This window comes from Rhizobium sp. BT03 (assembly GCF_030053155.1).
Taxonomy (GTDB): domain Bacteria; phylum Pseudomonadota; class Alphaproteobacteria; order Rhizobiales; family Rhizobiaceae; genus Rhizobium.
The window spans coordinates 4,061,467-4,083,164 of the sequence record NZ_CP125640.1; the positions used below are offsets into that span (position 1 = coordinate 4,061,467).

The window sequence follows — 21,698 nt, forward strand, 5'->3', positions numbered from 1 at the left end:
ATGCAGTTCCGTCATTCCGATGCGATATGGCAGGCGTTTCCGGAGCTTCGCGCCGGCGCGCTTCATGTGGACGCTATCCATGCGGATGCCGATGTCGAGACGGCGATCGCGCGCTTCAGGGCAATTGCCGAGGCCCGGCTGGCCGCCGCGCAGGAGGGGGAATTTCCTGAAATCCAGGCGTGGCGGCGCGGCTTTTCCCGCATGGGGCTGAAGCCGACGCAATATCGCTCAGCCGCCGAAGCGCTGCTGCGCCGCTTCCGCCAGGAGCATGGCCTGCCGCGCCTGCATCCGCTCGTCGATCTCTGCAATGCGATTTCGCTTGCCTTCGCCATTCCGATCGCCGTCTTCGACACGGAACGGATCACTGATGATCTCGAGGTTCGGCGGGCCGGCGGCCACGAGACCTATCTGACCTTCGGCGGCGAAATCGAGCATCCTGAAGCAAACGAGGTGATCTTCGCGGACGGCGCGGAGAGGGCGCATGCGCGGCGTTGGACGAACCGGCAGAGCGGGCTTTCGGCAGTACGGCCGACGACGCGCTCGGCGCTGATCGTTGCCGAGGCGCTGCACGCCTCTGCCGGCGAGGATATCGGCCGGCTGGTCGCAACGCTGGCGGAGGCGCTGGCGCATCACTGGCCGGCGGCGCCGAAAACGGCGATGCTGAGCCTGGCATCGCCGCGTTTCGAATTCTAACGCCTGTCATCAGGAAAGAGCTTGGGGCGGCGGCATGCCCGCCCTATCTCGGTGAGATCGATATCTCATGGAGACGAACCTCATGTCGGACAAATCGATCAAGATCCCGGGGCCGGATCATCCGATCACCGTCGAGTACAATCCCTGCCGCGTCGTCGTGACTGCCGGCGGCAGGACGATTGCCGACAGCCGCGATGCGCTGACGCTGCGCGAGGCCTCCTATCCGCCGGTGCAATATATACCGCGCAAGGATGTGGAGATGTCGCTGCTGCAACGCACCGATCATGCCAGCCATTGCCCCTATAAGGGGGACGCGGCCTATTACAGCATCATTCCGGGCGGCGAGCGCTCCAGGAATGCCGTCTGGACCTACGAGGCGCCGAATGCCGCGGTCAGCAGCATCAAGGACCATCTCGCCTTCTATCCCGATCGCGTCGACGGCATCGAGGAAATGGCCTCGCCGGAGGCCGGCACCTTCTGACGGTGACAGAGGCCTCGGGTGGAACCTGTTGGTTGCGGGATCGTTGACATGATCTAGCGGGGGATGTGTCGTGCCGAAATTCTACTTTCAGCTCCTCGATCGTGATGGCGTCGGGGCGACCGAGACCGGATATGAATTCGCCTCCATCGAGGCCGCCAAAGCGGAGGCGCGGCGCGTGCTCGCGGAGATGGCCGCCGAAGGTCTGCCGGCAGAACCGCTGAACATGCTGTCGGTGGAACTCTTCGACGAAAGCCGCCGGCCGCTTGCGGAAATCCGGCTGATTCTCGAGGAAATCGCCAAATAGCTTCGGCCGGCATGCCGCCTCCGATCGCGCTCGGAGCAATACGCGACTATGTCAAATTTAATTGCCGGCTATGAAGGCGGGTCTTAATGCATGTCGCCCGGAAGTGTGCAGCGGTCCCGGGACGACGGCATGCAACGGCGGCCGCTAACGCAGGACGTCGAGCCATTCATTGTTGAAGACGAGGCTGGCAACCGTCACCGGGTCGCCGCTTTCGTTGCGAACGGTGACGGCGATGATGGTGCGATCACCCGCGGGCAGTTCGTCACGGGCCACATCCAGCAGGATGCGGGTCACCTCTTTCGGAATGTCCGCGCGCGATCTGAGCTCGGTGCCGTGCTCATCGCGTGTCGGACCTTCGCCGTTATGCAGATCGAAAAAGTAGCGAGCCATGTTTTTTCCTGTCGTCACAGGGGGAAAGTACAGATGAAGACAATTGTTCCCGAGGCTAGGCATTGATTCTTATAGAAAATACAGGTCGCATCATCATGATCTCCTCTTGTGCTATCGGCGGAAAAGCCCGTGATTGAAGCCCTGCTGCTCAATCTTGGAAGCCGCGACGTGCTTTCGGCCGAGGAGGAGAACCTTCTCAGGTCGATCCTGGTCAAGGACAGGCATTTTGTTGCGGGAGAGGATATCGTTCTCGAAGGCAGCCGCCCGCCCTACAGCACGCTGCTGCTCGATGGTTTCGCGGCGCGCTACAAGGTGATGGCCGATGGCAGCCGACAGATCACCGCGCTGCATGTCGCCGGCGATTTCGTCGATCTGCATGCCTTTCCCGTCAAGAAGATGGATCACGGCATCGTTGCGCTGTCGACCTGTCATGTCGCCTTCGCCGATCATGCCGACCTCAGGGCGATCACCGAGCGCATGCCGCATCTGACCCGGCTGCTCTGGCTCGATACGCTGGTCGATGGCGCCATTCACCGGGAATGGATCGTCGCCATGGGCCGGCGCTCCAAACGCGCCCATATCGCCCATCTCGTCTGCGAGCTTTTCGTGCGGTTGCAGGTCGTCAAACGGACGCGGGGCGAAAGCTTCCAGTTTCCCTTGACGCAGATCGAGATGGCCGACGTGCTCGGCGTTTCCGTCGTTCATCTGAACAAGACGCTGCAGGCGCTCAGGCGCGAGGGGGTCTTCACTTGGGAGAACCGGACGATCACGATCGTCGACTGGGAGCGCCTGCAGGAAATCGCCGAATTCGACCCCGCCTATCTGAACATCTTCAAGGAGCCGCGCTGATGCCCGACACCGAAGCCTGGCAGGCAAATGCCGGCCGGCGCGACGTCATGTCCGCGCGTGGCAATTGACAAAGCGCTCATCGGAGCAGAACACCGTTTCGACATTCACGAAAACCTCCTGAAGGCCGCCGCTCCCATCGCCGGCCGGTGACATCGCAATGGACATATCCCAAGGCCCGCGGAGCGTTCTTCGCCACCCCGGCTATCTGAACTTCGCTGCCTCCCGCGTCTTTTCCTCGCTTGCCTTCCAGTCGATCGGCATTGCCATGGGCTGGATGATCTACGATCAGACGCACAGCGCCTTTGCGCTCGGCCTCGTCGGCCTCTGCCAGTTCCTGCCGATGGCGGTGCTGACCTTCGTCGTCGGCCATGTCGCGGACCGTTTCGACCGGCGGCGCATCGGCCTCATCTGCCAGCTGATCGAGGCGGTGACGGCGCTGGTGCTCGCCGTTGCCACCTGGCAGCAATGGCTGACCCCTTCAGGCATCCTCGTCGCCGTCACCGTGCTCGGCGCCGTCGTCGCCTTCGAGCGGCCGACCATGGCGGCGCTGCTGCCGAATATCGTGCCCGCCTCGATGTTGCAGAAGGCGGTCGCCACCTCCACCTCGCTGATGCAGACGGCGCTGATCATCGGCCCCTCGCTCGGCGGCTTGCTCTACGGGCTGAACCCGGTGGCGCCCTTCGCCGTGTCGGCGCTGTTTTTTGCCGCCGCCAGCGTCAACGTCATCTCGATCCGCCTGCAATGGGCGCCCGGCAAGCGCGAGCCGGTGACACTGGCCTCGGTCTTTGCCGGCGTCTCCTTCATCCGCAGCCGGCCGGTGATGCTCGGCACGATCTCGCTCGATCTCTTCGCGGTGCTGCTCGGCGGCGCCACCGCGCTCTTGCCGATGTTTGCCCGCGATATCCTCGATGCCGGCCCTTGGGAGCTCGGCCTTTTGCGCGCCGCACCGGCGATCGGCGCGCTTGCCATGTCGATCGTGCTGGCCCGCCGGCCGCTCGAGAGCAATGTCGGGCGCAAGATGCTTGCCGCCGTCGCCGTGTTCGGCGTCGCCACCATCGTCTTTTCGCTGTCCACCAACATCGTGCTTTCTGTCGCCGCCCTGCTTGTCGTCGGCGCGTCGGATACGGTCAGCGTCGTCGTGCGCAGCTCGCTGGTGCAGCTTCTGACGCCGGATGAGATGCGGGGTCGTGTCAGTGCGGTCAACTCGCTGTTCATCGGCACCTCCAACCAGCTCGGCGAATTCGAATCCGGCATGATGGCGGCAGCCCTCGGCCCGGTCGCCACCGGCATCGTCGGCGGGCTCGGCACTGTTATCGTCGTGCTCCTGTGGATGCGGCTCTTTCCCGATCTCACCAAGGTCAAGACGCTGCAGGGCTGATGCATGCATGGTGCGTTGAAAGCGGCGGCGGCTCCCGTTAGGGTCCGCGCAAATCATTAATCGGCGGGGCGGCGCGTGACGAAAACTTTTCTATCCTATCTGCTGGCGGTCATTTTCGCCTCGGCGCCGGCGGTGGCATCGGCCGATTGGCAGGCGGTGGAAGAGGTGCGGCCCTATTCGATTTCGGGAACGACCGGGGCCGAACTCTACGAATCGATCGGGGCGCGGGGCCCGAAGGCCGGGCCTACCGGCCGGGTGATCGCGCATACGACGTTCAAGCTGACCTGGACCCGGAAATATGAAGCGCAGGGCAATGCCTGCGTCATCACCACCAACCGGCCGAAGCTGATCATCACCTATACGCTGCCGAAACCATCGGCCGCGCTGCCGCCGGCCGTCGGCAGCAGCTGGGAGAGCTTCATCACGGGTGTGCAGACGCATGAGCGGGTGCATGGCGAGACCATCAAGGAGATGGTCAAGGAAATCGAGACGATGAGCATCGGCCTCACCGTTGCCGACGACCCCGATTGCCAGAAGATCCGCATCGAGCTGACCCGCCGCCTCGGCGAAATCTCTGCGAAGCAGCGCCAGCGCGGCCGCGACTTCGACAAGATCGAAATGGGCGACGGCGGCAATATCCAGCAGCTCATCCTCAAGCTGGTGAATGGGCCTTGATTGTCTCTGCCGGGCGCTTCCTCCCTGGACCTGCCCGGCCGCTCTCCTATCTCTCTCCCCAGCGCGGGATGGATGGAGGAGGCGTGTCATGTCCTATGTCGACGGTTTCATCGTGGCGGTGCCGAAGGAGAATATCGAGGCCTACAAGACGTTCTCGACCTTCGCCGGCACGATCTGGAAGGAATATGGTGCGCTCGAATATGTCGAATGCATCGGCGACGACGTGCCCTATGGCGAACTGACCTCCTTTCCCCGCGCCGTGCAGGCGAAGGAGGACGAGGTGGTGGTGTTTGCCTGGATCGTCTACCGGTCCCGGCAGCAGCGCGATGATGTCAACGCCAAGGTGATGGCCGATCCGAGGCTCAAGGGCGACCAATGGCAGATGCCCTTCGACGGCAAGCGGATGATCTATGGCGGCTTCGAGACGCTGATCAAACTCTGAGCCGATCAAGCATTGACTTGCCTCTTCTGACGCGTCACCTCGCGGCGATAAGATTCCGAGACGGGAGAGCGCCTTGCCCCAGACGATCCTGACACTGTCCACACGCGGACAGGGCCTTTACGAATTCACCGATCAGGCGAACGCCTTCGTCAACCAATCAGGGCGGGAGGAGGGGCTTCTCACCGTCTTCGTGCGCCACACTTCCTGCTCGCTGCTGATCCAGGAAAATGCCGATCCCGACGTGCAAACCGATCTGCTTTCCTTCTTCCGCCGCCTCGTGCCGCCGGCCTCCGATCCTGGCATGGGCTGGGTCGTGCATCGCGCCGAGGGGCCGGACGATATGCCGGCGCATATCAAGGCGGCGCTGACGCAGGTCTCGATCGGCATTCCGGTCGCGCGGGGCCGGTTGATGCTCGGCACCTGGCAGGGCCTCTATCTCTTCGAGCATCGCGACCGGCCGCATCGGCGGGAAATCGTTCTGCATCTCGGTGCCTAGAACACGATGATTTTAGGCTCGGTTGGCCTAAAATCATCCTGTTCTAAATTTAAAGAGTTAGAGCATGATGTCATGAGAAAACCGCACACACTTTTCGGCATCATGCTCTGAAAGGATTAATCCTTGTGAATGAGAAGTGAATGGTCGGTTCGAACGCCATTCAGTTTACAGCGTTTACTGTCGAGGCAATCCCTAAGGGAGAACCCAAGCATGTCGCGCAATAACGACATGCGTATAAATAAGACCAATCGACGGAGACGCCCCATGACACATTTCCTCGCCAAGGCCTCGCTTGCCGCATTGCTCGCCCTCTGCACCGTCCCGGCCACGGTCACCACCGCGGCAGCCGCCGGGCCGCAGACGAATTTCGTCGTCGAGGCGCAATATCACCGACCGATTCGCGGCTGCTCGCCGATGCATGCAGTGCGCAAGGCGCGCGATTTCGGTCTGCGCAGAGCCCAGATCACTCGCATGTCGCCGCGCGTTGTTGTCGTGTCCGGCCGCGACCATCGCGGCTGGGACCGAATGGTTTTCGCCAATGTCCGCGGCTGCCCGCTGATCCGGCGCTGAGGAATGCGCCGGCAGGCACCGACACGGCGCTTGCCGGCCGCTTTTGCCTTGACGGCGACACTTTCAGCCGCTTCTTCTCTAATCCGTATGGGTGATTCCCAGGCGGCTCGGCCGCACCGACTTTGAAACGAAAGGTTTTTCGATGATGCAGTTTTTGGCAAAGGCGGGTCTTGCCGTCATGCTGACCGCCGGCACCCTTGCCGGCACGGTGGCGCCCGCCGCCGCGCAGTTGAATATCATTATCGGCGATCAGGACCGTGACGCGCCGCGGGACTACCGCCGTCCGGCTCCGGGCTACGATCGCCCGCCGTCGGGCTACGACCGCCGTCCGCGCGGCTGTGATCCGCGGATGGCCGAAGACATGGCCCGCGATTACGGCTTCCGCCGCGCCCGCGTCGTCGACGTCACCCCGCGCCGCGTCATTGTCCAGGGCTGGACGCGTCGCGGCCCCGGCGAGATGAGCTTCGGCAACGTCCGCGGCTGCCCGGCTCTGCGTCGCTGATATAATTTAGAATACCGCCCGTCTCCCCGATGCGGCGGCCAGAACCGCCTTTGCCCGTCTCCCCGGATCGGCAAGGGCGGTTTTCTTTGTTCGGTTTGATGACAGCTGCGCTCTTACCCGGCGTGGTCCTCTGCTTCGGAGCCCAGCACTGCCCCTCACCCTAACCCTCTCCACGTTCTGACGGGGAGAGGGACTTGCCACGCGAGACGTTGGTGAGGGACGGAGAGGTCGCGTCATATCCCCTTCTCCCCGTTTACGGGGGTCCGAAGGACGGGTCGAGACCTGTGGCTCGACCCCGGTCGGTGCCGGCAAGCGGATGAGGGGCTGGTCTCGCGCCGGCTTTCATTTACTGCTCGATCGCAAACGTCACCGTGACGCTGACAGTGTAGTTGTTCTCGCCGCTCTGCACGGGAACGGCCGCATCGGCCTCCTTCATCATCGTGGCGCGATAGGCCGGCTGCGGCATCGGGCGAGGCACATTCTCGTTGATCTCGATGATGCGGCCGAGCTTGACGCCGGCGGCTTCGCTCAGCGTCTTCGCCTTCTTCACCGCCTCGGCAACGGCATTCTTGCGCGCCTCTTCGAGGGCTGCTTGCGGTTTGTCGTTGGTGAACTGGATGTCGCCGCCCTGGTTGATGCCGAGGGTGACGGACTGGTCGATCACCTGGCCGAGCTTGGCAAGATCGCGCAGCCTGATGGTGATGGAGTTGATGGTCTGGTAGCCGATCAGCTGCGGCTGCTGCTGCTGGCCATCGACCGGCTGCGGGTAGTTGTATTGCGGCTGGATTGAGAAGCCGGAGGTCTGCAGATCGCGCTCGGCGATGCCGCCGTCCTTCAGCGCCTTCAGCACCTCGTTCATCGCCTTGTTGTTCTCGTCGAGCGCTTCGCGAGCGGTCTTTGCCTGCTTGACGACGGCGAGATTGACGACCGCCATATCGGGCGCAAGCGCCGATTCACCATCCCCCGTCACCGAAATCACCGCCTCGCGCGGCTTTGCCTCCTGCGCCCAAACAGGCGCTGCGCTGCCGAGCGGCAGGGCCAGAAGGGCAGTCATCAGAAGAGTCTTGGAAAGCATCGGCGCCATGTTTCATTCCCTAGTTGTCGTTTCCCGGATGAACTTTCTGTCGGTTGATTGTGAAGCTATTGCGGCGGAAGGGAAGGGCGAGTGCGCATGGAAAGAAAAATGTGTGGGGTGCGGGCGTGGAAGGAGAGGGCGTGCCGTGTGGGCCCCCCTCTGCCCCGCCGGGAGATCGGCTAGGTACGAGGGCCTCGTCCCTCTCTTCCCTCATTCCAGTGTCCTCGGGGCAATGCCCTGAGGACACAGGAATGAGCGACTATCTGGGCTGTCAAGTCGCATATTCGAATTCTCTTCGCGCATCTCGTGCTTTTGCGTTGAGAATGACCAGGAGTTTTCGGGCGAGTGCGATGCGGATGACATTTTGGGTTTGCCGGCACTTTGCAACCTTTGCTGGAAGGCAGCCAGGTGCGGATCGTGTCGGGCTGCGATGGCGCCCACCACGTTCCGTCATACTCGGGCTTGACCCGAGTATCCATGCCGCACGCCTCGCTCGAGTTACTGGGCTGCGGTCGCCATTGTCCGTGCGAACGCCAACGCAGTGCGCTGGCTATGGGTCCTCGGGTCAGCCCGAGGGCGACGGATGGGGTGGGTAACTTGTGTGGCTAGGACCGCAACGGAGCGCATTCTTTTCTGCGGTTCTTACTTCGCTAGCCCTGGCGGAAAGCCTTACATCATCCGGAACCGGATTTGCAGTGACCGCTGAAGGATGCAGCGCTGATTTAAGCGCCGAAATCATCCATGAAGGAGGGATGAATCGCAGGCTTGCGCTCTTCGCGCGCGTCGCGAAAACGCTGGGGAACCGCACCGAGACCGGTGACAAAACGGGTCAGGAGATTGCGGTTGAAAAGCTTCTGTATGGCACTCATGGCAGTTCACTCATTCTTTTTTTTGTTAGGCGGCAGCATATATTTTGCCCAGGCTGCCGTCGCAATGGGCAATTTTGCATGACAGTTATGTGACGGTGCATGGCTTGAGTGCAGGCCGAAAGCCAATCACATTGGCGTTAGGAGGGCGTGCCAAGCGGGTAAACTGCCATAAATCCCCACAAATGCGCGTGATCGCGTGGTAAATTACCCCCTTCGGGCAAAACCCATGTCCTCCGAAGGAGAAGCTCAGATGAACCGATTTTTCGCACTTATCGCGACCGGAACGCTGATCAGCCTTGCCACGATCATTTCGGCCTGCACGTCATCCGATCTCGACCAGACCTCGTCGATCGGCGGCGGTTACTATCACGAGAGCCGCCCGCTCAACCCGGCCTGCGCGGATGGCTTCAGGCCGAGCGATGGGCGGTCTTGTAGCTATTAGCGGCCGACAAACCAGACCTGGTGAATGTGGTTTGTCGGTAAAGCCCAAAATCTAGGCGTTCGAACGCCCGCCGCCTAGATAGTCGGATTTCCGGCCTGAGCCGTGCCGCAATGAACATCACCACTTTGGACTCCTGCTGGGCGCCCAAGGTCATCACTCAGTGAAGCCCTTGCAGTCTGTTCCGCCGCTCTGCCAGCAATTCATTTTGAACCAGATTCCTGGCATTGTCCGAAAGACCATTCGGCCCCAACAGACCAAGTTGGGTGAACCGCGCTTCGATTTCCTTCGGAATGCTATCGGCTTCGTGTTGGCAAAGGCGCACAAGCCACTTCCATTCGTCGCTCGTCATATCCCTGTGCACGACCATGAATTGCTATCCTCCCGAGAACAACGACATCCATTAATAAGTACCACAACTTCTATCGAAAGGCAGGTGGTTCGACGATCAGGCTGATCATGCGGCCGACGTGAATGCGCCGGGAAGCTGCCTTATCCGGCCTGCATGTAGGAAGTAGAAGCTCTCGGGCAAAGGTCTAATCTCCGGACAACTGGGGATATACCGATGGGTGACGCTAGCGGCGACTTCGTGCCAGGAGGGGGATTCAGCCAACCTACCTCGACTCCGCTACGTGATGTCTGTGAATAAGACCATTTACCACTACCAGTTACGAACGCTGCTTGATACGTCTTTGCCTACGAGGTCTCCCCTCGCATACGCGCTGTCGTAACTGCGGCGTAAGAGCTAATGTCCATCGCAAGATCGTTGCGCGCCACATAATGCTTCGTGCACATGGCGTGATTGGAGGGAGACCTCGTGCCGCATCCCGCAACCGTTTTCGGCGGCTTCAAGTTCCGAATCAATCTTCCTGCGGCACTCACCAACGATGTTGCGTTACTTCGCTATTTGGGCGTCTCACCTGCCGAGCTCAAGAAAATCTGGTGGTTTCGCCACCGCATGTACAACGACTTCGAGATAGCTAAAGGCTCGGGCAAGAGCAGAGTAATTAATGCTCCTGACGACCGCCTGAAAATGCTTCAGCGGTACATCGCCGACCTACTTGACCAAATGTATAGTCCTCGCGATCCAGTCCATGGCTTTGTGATTGATCGGTCCGTGCGGACAAATGCATCCTCGCACCTGAGAAGCAAGTTTTCGATAAATCTGGACATTGAAAATTTCTTCGGCTCGATCTCCGAGAACCGCATTGCAGGCCTCCTCAAGGCCCTCGGCGTAGACAGTGGCGCGGCGGATATCGTCGCGAGAATTTGCTGCAACAGGGGACACCTCCCGCAAGGGGCTCCCAGCAGCCCCGTACTCTCTAACATGATCTGTTTCAGGCTCGACAAAGAGCTTCAATTGATCGCGAAGAAAGCACACTGCATCTACACCAGATATGCAGATGACATTACCTTCTCCAGCTATCAGCCGTTGTCCCCGCTATTCGAAGGCATCGTGCCTCCAGCCGGCAATTTCGACCCCGAGATGCTGATGCCGCGGTTGAAGGCAGCCTTTGTCAATAACGGATTTAAACTCAACGCCAGTAAGGTTCATTACGCGGACCGATATTCCCGACGAATAGTCACTGGCCTGAAGATTAACGAAGGTCTCAATGTGGATCGCAGATTCGTCAGAGACGTGCGAAGCGCGTTATATTCCGTTGAGAAAGACGGCTTAGCTGCCGCACAGAAGACCTTCGTAGACGATTACGGCGGCACTTGTCCCATCGACAGCTATCTAAAGGGAAAGATTGCGTGGATCGGCAGTGTCAAAGGGAGGTCCGATCCGATTTTTCGTGGCCTGGCATCACGATTCAATAACTCTTTCCCATCGAACAAGATCAAGCTTTCGGCGACACCAGAGGAAGTTCGGGAGCGTGCGGTATGGGTACTTGAACATTGGGAAGGCGAGTGTGCACAGGGCAGCGCCTTTTTCCTAAAAGACGTGGGACTGATTACCGCCTGGCATTGTGTATCCGAAGCCACAATGGCGGGCGCGGAAATTGACGTTTATCATCCAAAGAAGAGATCGAACGTCTTTAAGGTTAAGGTCGTGAAACATTGTCCGGTCCGCGATATCGCAATTTTGGAGCACAGCATTCCTGCCAACGATTACTACGAGTTTGTGCCGGCGACTCGCAGTGTGATGGTCGGCGATTCGCTCACAGCGCTTGGGTATCCTTCCTTTGGTCCTGGCGATGGCCTTAATATTCGATCTGGCCAAGTCAGTGCCCTTCCCGTGAAAAGCGCAGTGCAACTAATCGAGGTAACCCAGAAGCTCGCCCAAGGAATGTCCGGTGGTCCTTTGACCGATACCGATCACAAGGTGGCTGGCGTCATCCACAAGGGCGGCCCGCAGGAACCAAGAGACTTCGCAGTGGACATCAAAGCACTGATGAGCCTCGCCGCCGGTATTTAAGTTACCGCAAATTTTAACTGCCTCTGACCAAGAGTGGCATCCGCAACGGAATATCCGCGCTCCACTTAGACGTGGCGTACATCGCTAGTCGGCGAAGCGGGAACTACGGGACTGGCGCGCCTTCTCAGAATCACAAGTCCGTGTGAATTAGTCAGAGTAAAATGCTGTTGTTCACAACAGCGAACGACCATGTGGGGTCTTCCCACATTGATAATTTGTCTCAACTCGTCGGGAATCTCGATGGACGACTTTTGGACAAGGGAACATTCGGATTTCGAGTCCGAGGCAGACGTCGAAACGCGCTTCGTGACGCCCTTGCTTCTCGCGCTCGGCCACGCTCTCGACAACATCGCCGCTAAAAAGCGTGTACTCTTTCGCGAAGGCAGAAATAGCCGTATCGGCAGGAAGCCTGAAGCCGATTTCGTGGTTTACGCAGACAGGCCGCATTGCCGCGCTACGGCACTATTGGTCGTTGAGACGAAACACCCGAGGGAAATGTTAGACCAGGGCCGGGAGCAGGCAGAATCCTATGCCCAGAATATCAGGACGCCGCTCTACCTTTTGACAAACGGCAAGCAGGTCGAAGTTTGGCAACTCCAGATAGTTGGTGACAGCGAACTGGTTTTTTCAGACTCCGTCGAAAATCTTGCAGCTAGCCGGGGACATCTTGAGGGCTTGGCGTCCAGGGATGCGCTTTTATCGCTCTGCACGGGCTTGCGCTTCAAAAACATGGACGTTGTCCGCAGAGACCTGTCTGAGTACGAGACGAACGAGACCCGGAGATGTGAAAGGGAACTGAGTTTCACTGTCCCCCGATTTCTGACCAGGGCGGGGCAGGACGACGTTCAAGCTGAGCTTGTGTTAGACGGCAACGAAAAGGGCGCAATCGTCCTCGGCTCGTCAGGTTTCGGCAAAACGACTCTCGGGAAAGCGCTGCTTCTCGAGGCACTCGAGAAGCGACTGGAAGGTTCGTCCGCCCAGCTACCGTTCGAAGTATTCCTGCCCGATGTGCCTGTAGGAGAATGTACGCTTGAGACCTATCTAGTAGGTCGAGTTTCCGCTCACGTTCCGGGGTACAACCTCTCGGCCTTCAAGGATGAGGCAAAGACGAACGGCGTGTTGATTGTCGCTGACGCGTTTGACCGGGTTTCTTCCTTGGAGCGCCCTAAACTCACAACGCAGCTTAGGAATATCCTCCGGGACTTTCCAAAAAGCCGTATACTGGTGCTGTCCCGACCCAACTTGCTACCCGACATCGCTCTCTCGACCTTTAGCCTGCGCGGCTTCGACGAAAAGGATATGTGGGCCTTGTTGGTCAACGGTCGGGAGTTACGGGACCGCGGCTATTCTCGATTCAAATTGCCCGAACACTTGGTGCAGCTCTGCCAAATTCCACTGCTCGCCAGCCTCGTTGCGAACCATTACCATTCGTTCGAACGGTTTCCGACAAACGTAAATACGCTCTATGAGGAGTGGCTTGGCAGAATTCTCCATCCTTTTCCTGTCGTCGAGAAAGCTCAGCTTCGGGCGTTCCTCGAGGAGCTTTCGGCTCAAACCGCCATTGGACCAATGGATATCGGAAGGTGCTTCCAACTGGCGAAGGAGATGGATGTCTCTGCAGGTTTAAATCAGTTGGCCGATGCGGACGCGATCACCATCCGCGGTACAAGCGTAGAACTCGTTCACGAAGGGCTGGCAGACTTTTTCCGTGCGCAACGGCTGTTGCGGCTTCCGCCGGCCGAATTGTTGGCTTCTCTCAATGCAATAAGCACCGATGGCTCGTCACAGTTTCCCGGCCTTCTCCTTTCCGGCGCACCGACTCCGGAAGCCAGCAGGGTAGTGTGGGAAGCACTTGCAGGCCAAAGTATCAAAGTCGCCCTTGCATCATTGAAGTTTACGATTGGGGACGGTGAACGCCGTCCAGTTTCTAATTCGAGAAACGTAGCAGAGGCGCTGCTCACCGATGTCTTGACGAGTATCGAGGTACTACTTCGAACACACTTTTCGGACCAATTCGCCTTTGACGTCAGGTCGCGGCTAGCTGGAAGACCGGTTTCCGCACTTGGAATCGAGGGCCACATTGACCGTGGTTTCGTGAACTTCTCCTTTTTCGATGCCGAGCAAGATGATACGCGGGTGCGCTTTGGCGAAGCTGAAGAGCCGTACAGGTCGTGGGGCATTGCGCTGGACAAGCAAGACTATGACGCAGGTGCTGGACGAATTTTGGGCGCGCAAAGGATCGCTGACGCTATCAAGGAGTTGATAGACTGCCGAAGACTAAGAGGTGGTCCAGTATGGACGCAGGAAACGGTTCTCAGTCGTCTGCGTCATCTAGCGCGGTTCTATTCCATGAAATTTTCGGCTCCATACGATCTTGAGCATTGCAAGGCGGACCTCTTGCCGATTTCCAATCGACGAATGGGTGACCGTTTGCGTTCGCGCGCGCAATACATTCATACTGGAGAGCTTATCGAAGACATTGATGGGCTCATGTCTGATGGCATAACAGTTCTGCATGAGTGGTGGGTTGAACCTCGTGATCTCGACTTCAACGCTCCTGTCGCGCGAGCGAAGCTCGCGCATACACTCGACGAATATTTCCGAAGAAGCCAACAAGCCTATGTGGAGGTAGTTAGACGTGACCTGCCTGGGCTCGCTGCCTATCTTCGGGAATGCGCATCGATCCCGGTCAGGTATGATCTCAGGGGAGCGATTGTGAAAGTCCACGGTGGTCACGACTTGCATTTAAATTATGAACGTTGGCCGGTTCGTGATCTTGCCAATGCTGGGGCTGATCTAAGTTTTCCAGAGAATCCCATGATAGATTTGTCGCGGTCGACCTCGGATGCCTACATCTCGAAAACCGAGCTTGTGCTCGCCAAAGTCGGACGGCCCGGTTCGGATTTTCGTATCACCAGAGGAGGGATTGCGGTCCCGCAATTCAACGGCCGATCCCATAGGTCGGGCGATAGGGAAGACGAGACGGCGGTAGTCTCGTACGTAGCGAAAATGCTCAGCGACGATTGCCAGCAGGTTTTTAGCGTTATTCCAGCGTTCAGATGGCGATGATGCCTCGAGAGGCGGCATAATCGCCATCCCTTGCTGTGTGCGAAGGCAATCTCGGTCGCATTTGCGAGGAGGACTATGCAGTGGATCGTGACGAAATATTGCAGGCCACAATTCATTGGTACCTAGAGTCAGGTGACTTCAATGGCTGGGGAACGTTTCACCTTAAAGACCCGCGGGAAATCCAAGCCGTCATCGACCTGATTGAGGATCGTCTAGTCGATTTAATTACACATGAGGATGATGAGAACATCCACATTAAAAGGCATGATCCTCGCTTACCCGAGGTACAAGTCGAACGACTTCGCCGACCTAGTGAGCTAAATCACGGGTGCCTATATCCGACCGCTGAGGCCCTTCGCCTCAGCGGTGTGGTTCACGACGCCACACGGCCTTACACTTCAGCTCTGCGCGAGGGCGCGCCTCAGCTCGATTTTCGTGCGTTTCGCCTCGACGTACTCGAACAGTACCGCAACGATCCGCGCTACCGATACGAGGTAGACGACATTCACGGGACGATTTTTCGTCAGCACCCAAATGCGGAGGATGACGAATTCCACAAATTCGGCTTCGCTTTTGATTCCGAGATAAATAGGTACGTGGCGGCCTTCCTCCGATATCTCAATGATCTCTCGCCGGAGCAGCAACAAAGCTGGTATCGTTTCGAGGTCGACGGTGATTTCGGTCTGCATCCAGACTACTATCGAACTTCAATACTCGGGCAGTTCCCAGAACGCGTTTCCGTGTTCGATGCGTTCCTGAAGGAAAAGCGGATCATCAATGAGATGTGCGCCTGTATGGGCAAACAGGCACTCTTTCGGTCTAACTACGATGCATACCGCCGTCCTGCAGGGTTCGGCTTCCTAATTCGTCCTACCCGTGCGGAGTTCTCGGCGTTCTGCCTACTCCTGGATCAGTTACTATCAGACGACATAAATCGTGATTTCTTCCACGGAGACATGGAGATGGAAGAGCGTGGTCACATGGAAGATGGGCGCAAAATCGTGCAGCCGAAAGGAACGATCAGACTCCTTGATGAATGGATTGACGGGAACTTCCGGACGGAGGACGTAGACTTTAAACGAGACTTGATGACTGGCTTTCGAACAGTCCGTCAAGCGCGGCAGCGTCCTGCCCACCAGATCGAAGACAATGTCTTTGATGAGGTCTATTATCAGCAACAACGTGACCTTATTCGCGTAGCGTACACGTCAGTGCGGACGCTTCGCCAGTGTTTTGCCAACTATCCTCGCTGCGGAAATGTAAAGGTCCCCGAATGGCTTTTCGAAGGACGTGTTTGGACCAGATAGCTTGAGATTGGCAAATACCGCCTGAGGCTGAAATCTACGGAGCAGCCAGTTTAAATCGAAACCAATCCTGGTGATGAGTATCGACGGCCCGACGGCCCGACGGTTGGAAGGCGACGGCGACTTTGCCAGCGATGCTGGCACGCGCCGGAATTAAAGCCGAGTCGATGGAGGACCATCCCGCGTGTACGACGGGGAGCGGTTGGCCGGATGCCCGAGACATGCCGATGACTTTGGACGCTTGAAGTCCGCGCAAGGCGAAATTGTCGAACTCGAGGGATACATTGAGCGCATTTCCATCGAGTGAGTTCAGAGAGGTCACGTAGGCTCCGATTGCCGTCGGTTGTTCACAAATTGAAGACGTCGGTGTTGCATCCTGTTCGCCAAGGATCAAGGCAGTTCGCTCGAACGAAGGCGCTGCGGGCAACATTTGCCGGACAATCCAAACGTCATGCCAAATTTTGCGCCGGAGTTTCGTGCGAAACCAAAGGCAATCGGCCGGTCGAAATGCGCCTCTTCGAGGCTGTTTTTGCAATAAAAAAAACGCCCACCTTCGCAATCGTATTGACGAAAAAATCATCGATGATGACGAACTAATAAATGGTGGGCCCGGAGGGACTCGAACCCCCAACCAAGCGGTTATGAGCCGCCGGCTCTAACCATTGAGCTACAGGCCCGGACGCCGGTGGTGGCGCCTTGGCGCCGGAGGCCGGCGCCTGGATGCCGGGGCAATGGTTCCCGCAGCATCGGTTCGCTCTAACGCAAATTGCAGGGAGCCACAAGCGCAGAGCGCAAGCATCTGTGGACGATGCATATTTCATCGGCGCCGGTACTGGAACCTTCTCGCGCCGGCGACAATTACAGAGATTGGATTCGATGAAGGAGGGCGATCGCAGATGGTGGCGTTGAACAGTGCCGTGGTGCTTATCGTCGAGGATGAGCCGCTGATCCGGTTCAATGTTCTCGATGTGCTTGAAGAGGTCGGCCATGTGGCGCTGGAGGCGGCGAATGCCGACGAGGCGATGGTGGTGCTGAAGGGCCGGCAGGATGTCGATATCCTGTTCACCGATGTCAATATGGCGGGTACCATGGATGGCATCCAGCTTGCCAAGCGGGTGAGGGCGATGCGGCCGAACATCGGCATCATCATCACCTCGGGCATGGTGCGGCTCGACCCCATGGCGCTGCCCGCCAATACCGCCTTCCTGCCGAAGCCCTATATGCACGACGCGTTGATCTCGACGATCGATTCCCTGATGACGTGACGGCAATTCGCTGATGACATGAAGGGGCGCACAGCCGCAAAACGGGGACAGGTTTTGCGGCTGCGCGCGAGGCGCCGGGAGACATGCTCGTCTTCAGGCGTGCGGAGGGGGTCGCGCCCTCAGCTGAAGCTGCTCTTCAGCGCCTCGTTCTCGTGGTGAGCCTTCTTCTCGTAGATGGTGAACAGCGCCATCGAGAGGAGGTAGGAGAGGAAGGGATCCCCGATCTGCGTGGCGATGTCGCGGGAGGCGAGCACGTGGCGCTCCAGGGCCCCGATATCTTTCTGTATTGCGGTTTCAGCGAGGCGGTTCATGCTGCCATCTCCAGGAATTGGGTCACGACCGAGCGGGCCGGAACATGTCTGATGTAAAGGGGTAGGGTCAGGCCGAGGGCGGCGCGCATCTTGCGCAGCACACGGTCCGACACTTCGAAGGCGCCGCAGCAGACGGGGTACTTGCCGTAGCCGTCTGCGCGGCCGAGTTCTTCCACTTCGGCGCCCGCACGTTTGTAGACGCGCTTGAGATAGGGCTCGTAGTTGGAAATCATCGTATGGATGCCGTGATCGAGCGCGCATTCGCAGAGCGCCAGCAGCATCATCGAAAAGGCGCGGCCGGCGTCGATCTGGGGAAAATCCCTGGCGATCGCCTCTTCGTCGATGCACATGCGCGTGCCCTCCCAGATGCCCGGCGCGATCAGATCGGCGGCATCCGGAAAAGTCTCGCGGAAGACATCGTAGAGAAGGGTCGGGCCGGTCGTCGGCATCAGGCGCATGCCGCCGTAAAGACGGGTGCGGCTGTCGTTGCACCAGACGAGATAGGCCGGGGCCAGCGCATCGTAGCTGTCGCGCTCGTAGGGGCCGACGACAGGGACGTCCCAGCCGAGCGTATCGGCGAACACCTTTTTGCGCAGGCGAAACATCTGATCGAGTACGGCAGCGTATTTCTGATACTCATGTGCCTGAATGATAACGAACATTTTGCCCTCCAGCGTTTGCAAGTCCGTGGAGAGCAGAATGGTTCAGGCCGGCCGGATCGGAAATTCCCTCAGATGGGCCCCCTCAGATGGGGGGATTAGCCCAAAAGTATGAGCGCTGGCGTCACGAGATGCGCCGGCCGAAGATTATGGATTGATGATGCGCAATTGCACGGCTCGCGAGGCGGCGGCCGAGATCGTGGCGCAGCCGAGCTTGAAGCGGGCGGTCTTCAGATAATCGCGCGTCGTGTGCTCGGATATGCCCAGAATGACCGAGATATCCTTGTAATCCTTGCCGAGCGCGGTCCAGTGCAGGCACTCGATCTCGCGCGGCGACAAGGCCGGCACCGGGTCGTTCTCGCCGTGCAGCTCGTAGACGGCCTTGCGATGGATCAGATGGGCGATCTCGATCCATTCGTTGCGGCAGCGGCGGACGAGCTCGTTCCATTCGTCGACCGGGATGCGGGCATTCACCGACAGCAGCGCGCGGCGCTGCGCCTTGTCGGCGACGGGAATGGAGTAGCCGTTGCCGCCGATGCCGTGCTTCTGGGCGTCGACCAGCATGGCATAGGCCTCCGGCGTCGGCTCGACCTCGCTCCAGTCGAAGGGCAACTGGCGTTCGAAGCCCTGCTTGACGATCGGGTCGACCTTCACATAGCTGTTCAGCAGATAGCGGGAGACCCAGGCATCCGGATAGGTGGTGCGCACGAAGGGCGAATCGATCTTGCTGGCGATCGTCTGGGCGAGGTGGTAGGTGACGAAATCGAGGCCGTATTCCGCCTGCAGGATGCGGATGGCCGTATCCACATTGGCTGCCGCCTTGATCTGTTCGAAGGCCGGTTCGAACTTTTCGCTGTAGGTATTCTCGATCATTTCCACTGCCCCAATTCCCTCAATCCTACCGTGAGGACCGTCACAAATACAAGGCATCCCCACATATGCGGGGAATGACAATCCCGGCTCCGCCTGCTAGCGCCTTTCCACGAGGAGACCTCATATGGACAGCAAGAGACCCTTCGAGATTGCCGAATGCCAACAGGCCGCCAAGGGCCTGAAATCCAGTTGGCACGACATGGCAGGCTCCGAAGCGCTGATCCGCGCGCTCGTTGCCGAACGCAACGGCGACACCCCGCTGGCGCTGTTCTGGACCGAGGTCCACCGGGCGCTTTGCGTGGAAAACAACCTCTTCTGACGTGGCCGGCCCGGTCGGGCGTTTCAGGCTTTTCCCGATATTGACCGGATCGGCTAGGCACCAGGATCGGCCACGGCAAGACGAAATCCGTGTCCCGCAAGCGACCACGTTTTCATTCTCATCCGTTTCCGATTTTGCGACGAGAGTGTCGAGCGGCAATGCCGCGGCCGGGCAGACGGAAAGCCGCTACTCCCTGGATTTGTGCCATTATGCTTGATGAAGTGTTTCCAATGGCGGCGCTGGTGTCTCGGGAAACGGCTAGACTGTGCCATTGTTGGCGCGCGCGAGCCGCAAGTGGCAAGCCCCAAGCCCCAAGCCACAAGCCACAAGCCACAACCTCCCTCCGCCCTCATCCTGAGGCGCCCCGCAGGGGCCGCGAAGGACGAGGCCGGCCACCGATGTCTCCTCCGGCAATGGGTGTTGCGCCCATCACCCGCCCCCGTCCTTCGAGGCTCCGGCCTTCGGCCTGCACACCTCAGGATGAGGGCTGGTCGTGGTGCCGTGCGGCTACGGGCGACCGGTGTGCTAGGTGGCCGGTGGGCTGATCTCAGCTTCGTTCCGCTCTCCGGTGAGGCTCGCCGCGCCCTCTCTCCGCCCTCATCCTGAGAGCTTGTGAAGCTTTTGAATCTTGTGCGTTTCAGGCCAGTGTTGGCTGGTCTTGGCTGGCCGATGCCATCGAGCGTTAGCCGATTACGCGGTGCGTTTTGATGGTCGCGTGTTGGCGTCAGGGTGATTGCCCTGGTTTAGCCATTGGCAAGCCGATGGCCTTGCAGGATATTGTTGGTGAGTGCGTAGCAGAGCACGACGGCCTGGACCTTTTCGATGCCGCGCACCGTCAATTGTCGCAGATTCCAGTTGCGCCAGCGGGCATGGATGCATTCGCAGATCGAGCGGGGTTTGTACTGAGCCTTGCCCGTCTCGCTTCCCATGCGGGTCCGCCAGGTTGACACACCCGCACCGTCGCCGCGCCGCGGCAAGAAGGGATCGGTTCCGTGTTTGGACTGCGTGGGCGGACAAAAGACCTCGACCCCTTCGCCGTGCGCCCACTCGATATCTTCAGCGCTGCAAAAGCCGCCATCGGCGAGATAGCGGCGCGGCAGATGGCCGCTCAGCGCGCGCAACCGCTCCAGCATCGGCCGCATGAGGCCGCGATCGGAGCCGGCATTGGTCACCTCGAGCCCGACCACGAACTGCTCGCCGGCGGTGCTCGCAACCTGCACATTATAAGCCGGACGGAAGCCGCCGTCGGCCATCTTCATCACCCGCGCCTGCGCATCCGTGCTGGAGGCGCGCGGCTCCTTCGGCTTTTTGCCATTGCCGCGCTTTTCTTCGCGCGCTTGGCGATGGCGCTGAATCTCGTCAAGAGCGGCCTTGGCTGCTCTGAGCCGCTCGCCGCGCTCACGCGCCGCTCGTTGCCTGGCAGCCTCGATGCGCCGAGTGCTGGCATCCGAACGCGCATCGACCTCGCGCTTGAGCTGATCCACAACCGCCTCGGCAATGGAAAGATGCCGATCAAGCGTCGCCTTGCGGCCGAACGAGGCGGCACCCGCGCTCGCCCGGACCCGCACGCCATCCTGCGCCAAATTATCGAAAGCGACGAGGCCGGCATCGGCAAGCGCCGCCAGATGCTCGGCCAGCAGCCGGTCGAGCAGATCGGCGCAACCAACCCGAAAATCCGACAGCGTGTGATAGTTCACCGAGACGCCGCCGCACAGCCAGCGATAGACGTCGTGGCTCCCGCACAGCCGTTCCAGCGCCCGCGCACTGCCGACGCCATCGCTGCTGGCATAGAGCCACAGCGCCAGCAAAAGCCGTGGCGAAATCGGCGGATGGCCCGGCCGCTGCTCACGCGCTTTGATCCGATCTTCAAGCGCGCTCAGATCCAGTCCCTCGACATAGCTCCAAATCACGCGCACCGCGTGATCCTGGCCGATCAAGCTGTCGATATCCACGGCACGCAACTCGATCTGATCGCGCACCGGCTCGCGCATGCGCGCCGCCCCGCGCCCCGCCTGAGCACTGCGCTGCGATCCATGCACCGGCAATCCTTCGAACAGCTCGTCGCTCACCATCATCCCCCAAGCAAATCAACCACCCAACAGAATCACAATCCCATCGACACCGCCACAAAACATTCACAGGCTCTGAGGCGCACCGCAGGGGCCTCGAAGGACGAGGTCGGTCACCGGTAACTTCTCCGGCAATAGGGGCTGCGCCCATCACCCGCCCCCGTCCTTCGAGGCTCCGGCCCTTGGCCTACGCACCTCAGGATGAGGGCTGATCGTGGTGCCGTGTGGCTGGCGCGCGATCGGTATG

24 protein-coding genes, 1 tRNA gene and 1 pseudogene are annotated in these 21,698 nt (G+C 59.5%); 16 read left to right on the top strand and 10 right to left on the bottom strand.

All coding sequences use genetic code 11. The features are described 5' to 3' along the window. The 3 genes from QMO80_RS19710 to QMO80_RS19720 all read left to right on the top strand — a co-directional run bounded on the left by QMO80_RS19710 (position 1) and on the right by QMO80_RS19720 (position 1,478). Positions 1–693: a B3/4 domain-containing protein gene (locus QMO80_RS19710; protein WP_283198002.1), complete on the top strand. Its 693-nt coding sequence runs from the start codon at positions 1–3 to the stop codon at positions 691–693. Between the two features lie 82 nt (positions 694–775). Next, a complete protein-coding gene (locus tag QMO80_RS19715) occupies positions 776–1,174 on the top strand; it encodes a DUF427 domain-containing protein (RefSeq protein WP_283198003.1) in 399 nt (132 codons plus the stop codon). A 70-nt stretch (positions 1,175–1,244) separates the two neighbouring features. After that, complete coding sequence (locus QMO80_RS19720) at positions 1,245–1,478, top strand: hypothetical protein (protein WP_003565354.1); 234 nt, start codon at positions 1,245–1,247, stop codon at positions 1,476–1,478. Between the two features lie 144 nt (positions 1,479–1,622). Here the strand turns inward: QMO80_RS19720 and QMO80_RS19725 are convergent, their stop codons facing one another. Continuing rightward, positions 1,623–1,868 (bottom strand): hypothetical protein, encoded by a 246-nt coding sequence (locus QMO80_RS19725; RefSeq protein WP_049736263.1) that lies wholly within the window; start codon positions 1,866–1,868, stop codon positions 1,623–1,625. Between the two features lie 129 nt (positions 1,869–1,997). On the opposite strand from QMO80_RS19725, the gene QMO80_RS19730 reads away from it, so the two are divergent. The 7 genes from QMO80_RS19730 (at position 1,998) to QMO80_RS19760 (ending at position 6,780) form a co-directional block, all read left to right on the top strand. Continuing rightward, positions 1,998–2,717, top strand: coding sequence for a Crp/Fnr family transcriptional regulator (locus tag QMO80_RS19730; RefSeq protein WP_283198004.1), 720 nt, complete (start codon positions 1,998–2,000; stop codon positions 2,715–2,717). 157 nt (positions 2,718–2,874) lie between these two features. Next, positions 2,875–4,095, top strand: a complete 1,221-nt coding sequence (locus QMO80_RS19735; RefSeq protein ID WP_283198005.1) for an MFS transporter — start codon at positions 2,875–2,877, stop codon at positions 4,093–4,095. Positions 4,096–4,170: 75 nt separating this feature from the next. After that, positions 4,171–4,770, top strand: coding sequence for a DUF922 domain-containing Zn-dependent protease (locus QMO80_RS19740; protein ID WP_283198006.1), 600 nt, complete (start codon positions 4,171–4,173; stop codon positions 4,768–4,770). An 88-nt stretch (positions 4,771–4,858) separates the two neighbouring features. Continuing rightward, the gene (locus QMO80_RS19745) at positions 4,859–5,212 is read left to right on the top strand and encodes a DUF1428 domain-containing protein (protein ID WP_283198007.1); all 354 of its coding nucleotides are present in this window, start codon (positions 4,859–4,861) and stop codon (positions 5,210–5,212) included. 73 nt (positions 5,213–5,285) lie between these two features. After that, a complete protein-coding gene (locus QMO80_RS19750) occupies positions 5,286–5,708 on the top strand; it encodes a secondary thiamine-phosphate synthase enzyme YjbQ (protein WP_283198008.1) in 423 nt (140 codons plus the stop codon). A 264-nt stretch (positions 5,709–5,972) separates the two neighbouring features. Then, positions 5,973–6,278 (top strand): hypothetical protein, encoded by a 306-nt coding sequence (locus QMO80_RS19755; RefSeq protein WP_064839834.1) that lies wholly within the window; start codon positions 5,973–5,975, stop codon positions 6,276–6,278. A gap of 142 nt (positions 6,279–6,420) precedes the next feature. Then, a complete protein-coding gene (locus QMO80_RS19760) occupies positions 6,421–6,780 on the top strand; it encodes a hypothetical protein (protein WP_116407085.1) in 360 nt (119 codons plus the stop codon). Between the two features lie 346 nt (positions 6,781–7,126). Here the strand turns inward: QMO80_RS19760 and QMO80_RS19765 are convergent, their stop codons facing one another. The 3 genes and pseudogenes from QMO80_RS19765 to QMO80_RS19775 form a co-directional block, all read right to left on the bottom strand. Then, positions 7,127–7,864, bottom strand: coding sequence for an SIMPL domain-containing protein (locus QMO80_RS19765; RefSeq protein WP_283198009.1), 738 nt, complete (start codon positions 7,862–7,864; stop codon positions 7,127–7,129). 262 nt (positions 7,865–8,126) lie between these two features. Further along, a pseudogene (locus QMO80_RS19770) lies at positions 8,127–8,323 on the bottom strand (hypothetical protein); the annotation flags it as partial. 254 nt (positions 8,324–8,577) lie between these two features. Then, positions 8,578–8,724: a hypothetical protein gene (locus QMO80_RS19775; protein ID WP_010068834.1), complete on the bottom strand. Its 147-nt coding sequence runs from the start codon at positions 8,722–8,724 to the stop codon at positions 8,578–8,580. 250 nt (positions 8,725–8,974) lie between these two features. Here QMO80_RS19775 and QMO80_RS19780 point away from each other — a divergent pair, with 250 nt between their 5' ends. Next, a complete protein-coding gene (locus QMO80_RS19780; RefSeq protein ID WP_283198010.1) occupies positions 8,975–9,166 on the top strand; it encodes a hypothetical protein in 192 nt (63 codons plus the stop codon). Positions 9,167–9,323: 157 nt separating this feature from the next. Here QMO80_RS19780 and QMO80_RS19785 read toward each other — a convergent pair whose 3' ends face one another. Next, positions 9,324–9,533 carry a hypothetical protein gene (locus QMO80_RS19785; RefSeq protein ID WP_283198011.1) on the bottom strand — a complete coding sequence of 70 codons (210 nt, stop codon included), beginning with the start codon at positions 9,531–9,533 and terminating at the stop codon, positions 9,324–9,326. Between the two features lie 447 nt (positions 9,534–9,980). On the opposite strand from QMO80_RS19785, the gene QMO80_RS19790 reads away from it, so the two are divergent. From QMO80_RS19790 to QMO80_RS19800, 3 genes are all read left to right on the top strand, one after another. Then, a complete protein-coding gene (locus QMO80_RS19790; protein WP_283198012.1) occupies positions 9,981–11,582 on the top strand; it encodes a reverse transcriptase domain-containing protein in 1,602 nt (533 codons plus the stop codon). 240 nt (positions 11,583–11,822) lie between these two features. Next, a complete protein-coding gene (locus QMO80_RS19795) occupies positions 11,823–14,651 on the top strand; it encodes a type I restriction enzyme HsdR N-terminal domain-containing protein (protein ID WP_283198013.1) in 2,829 nt (942 codons plus the stop codon). 80 nt (positions 14,652–14,731) lie between these two features. Then, the gene (locus QMO80_RS19800; RefSeq protein WP_283198014.1) at positions 14,732–15,958 is read left to right on the top strand and encodes a hypothetical protein; all 1,227 of its coding nucleotides are present in this window, start codon (positions 14,732–14,734) and stop codon (positions 15,956–15,958) included. Positions 15,959–16,556: 598 nt separating this feature from the next. Here the strand turns inward: QMO80_RS19800 and QMO80_RS19805 are convergent. Further along, positions 16,557–16,632, bottom strand: a tRNA-Ile gene (locus tag QMO80_RS19805). A 219-nt stretch (positions 16,633–16,851) separates the two neighbouring features. Here QMO80_RS19805 and QMO80_RS19810 point away from each other — a divergent pair. Continuing rightward, entirely contained in the window at positions 16,852–17,220 is a 369-nt protein-coding gene (locus tag QMO80_RS19810; RefSeq protein ID WP_012558426.1) for a response regulator, read from the top strand. 119 nt (positions 17,221–17,339) lie between these two features. Here QMO80_RS19810 and QMO80_RS19815 read toward each other — a convergent pair whose 3' ends face one another. The 3 genes from QMO80_RS19815 to QMO80_RS19825 all read right to left on the bottom strand — a co-directional run bounded on the left by QMO80_RS19815 (position 17,340) and on the right by QMO80_RS19825 (position 19,063). Next, entirely contained in the window at positions 17,340–17,531 is a 192-nt protein-coding gene (locus QMO80_RS19815) for a hypothetical protein (RefSeq protein ID WP_003593249.1), read from the bottom strand. Then, on the bottom strand, positions 17,528–18,193 hold the full coding sequence (locus QMO80_RS19820; protein ID WP_283198015.1) for an acyl-homoserine-lactone synthase: 666 nt from the start codon (positions 18,191–18,193) through the stop codon (positions 17,528–17,530). Before QMO80_RS19820 ends, QMO80_RS19815 begins: the two co-directional genes overlap by 4 nt. A 144-nt stretch (positions 18,194–18,337) precedes the next feature. After that, a complete protein-coding gene (locus QMO80_RS19825; protein ID WP_283198016.1) occupies positions 18,338–19,063 on the bottom strand; it encodes a LuxR family transcriptional regulator in 726 nt (241 codons plus the stop codon). 124 nt (positions 19,064–19,187) lie between these two features. Between QMO80_RS19825 and QMO80_RS19830 the strand changes: the two genes are divergently transcribed. Continuing rightward, entirely contained in the window at positions 19,188–19,382 is a 195-nt protein-coding gene (locus tag QMO80_RS19830) for a hypothetical protein (RefSeq protein ID WP_283198017.1), read from the top strand. 743 nt (positions 19,383–20,125) lie between these two features. On the opposite strand, the gene QMO80_RS19835 is transcribed toward QMO80_RS19830, so the two are convergent. After that, on the bottom strand, positions 20,126–21,457 hold the full coding sequence (locus QMO80_RS19835; RefSeq protein WP_283196684.1) for an IS1182 family transposase: 1,332 nt from the start codon (positions 21,455–21,457) through the stop codon (positions 20,126–20,128). Between the last annotated feature and the right edge of the window lie 241 nt (positions 21,458–21,698).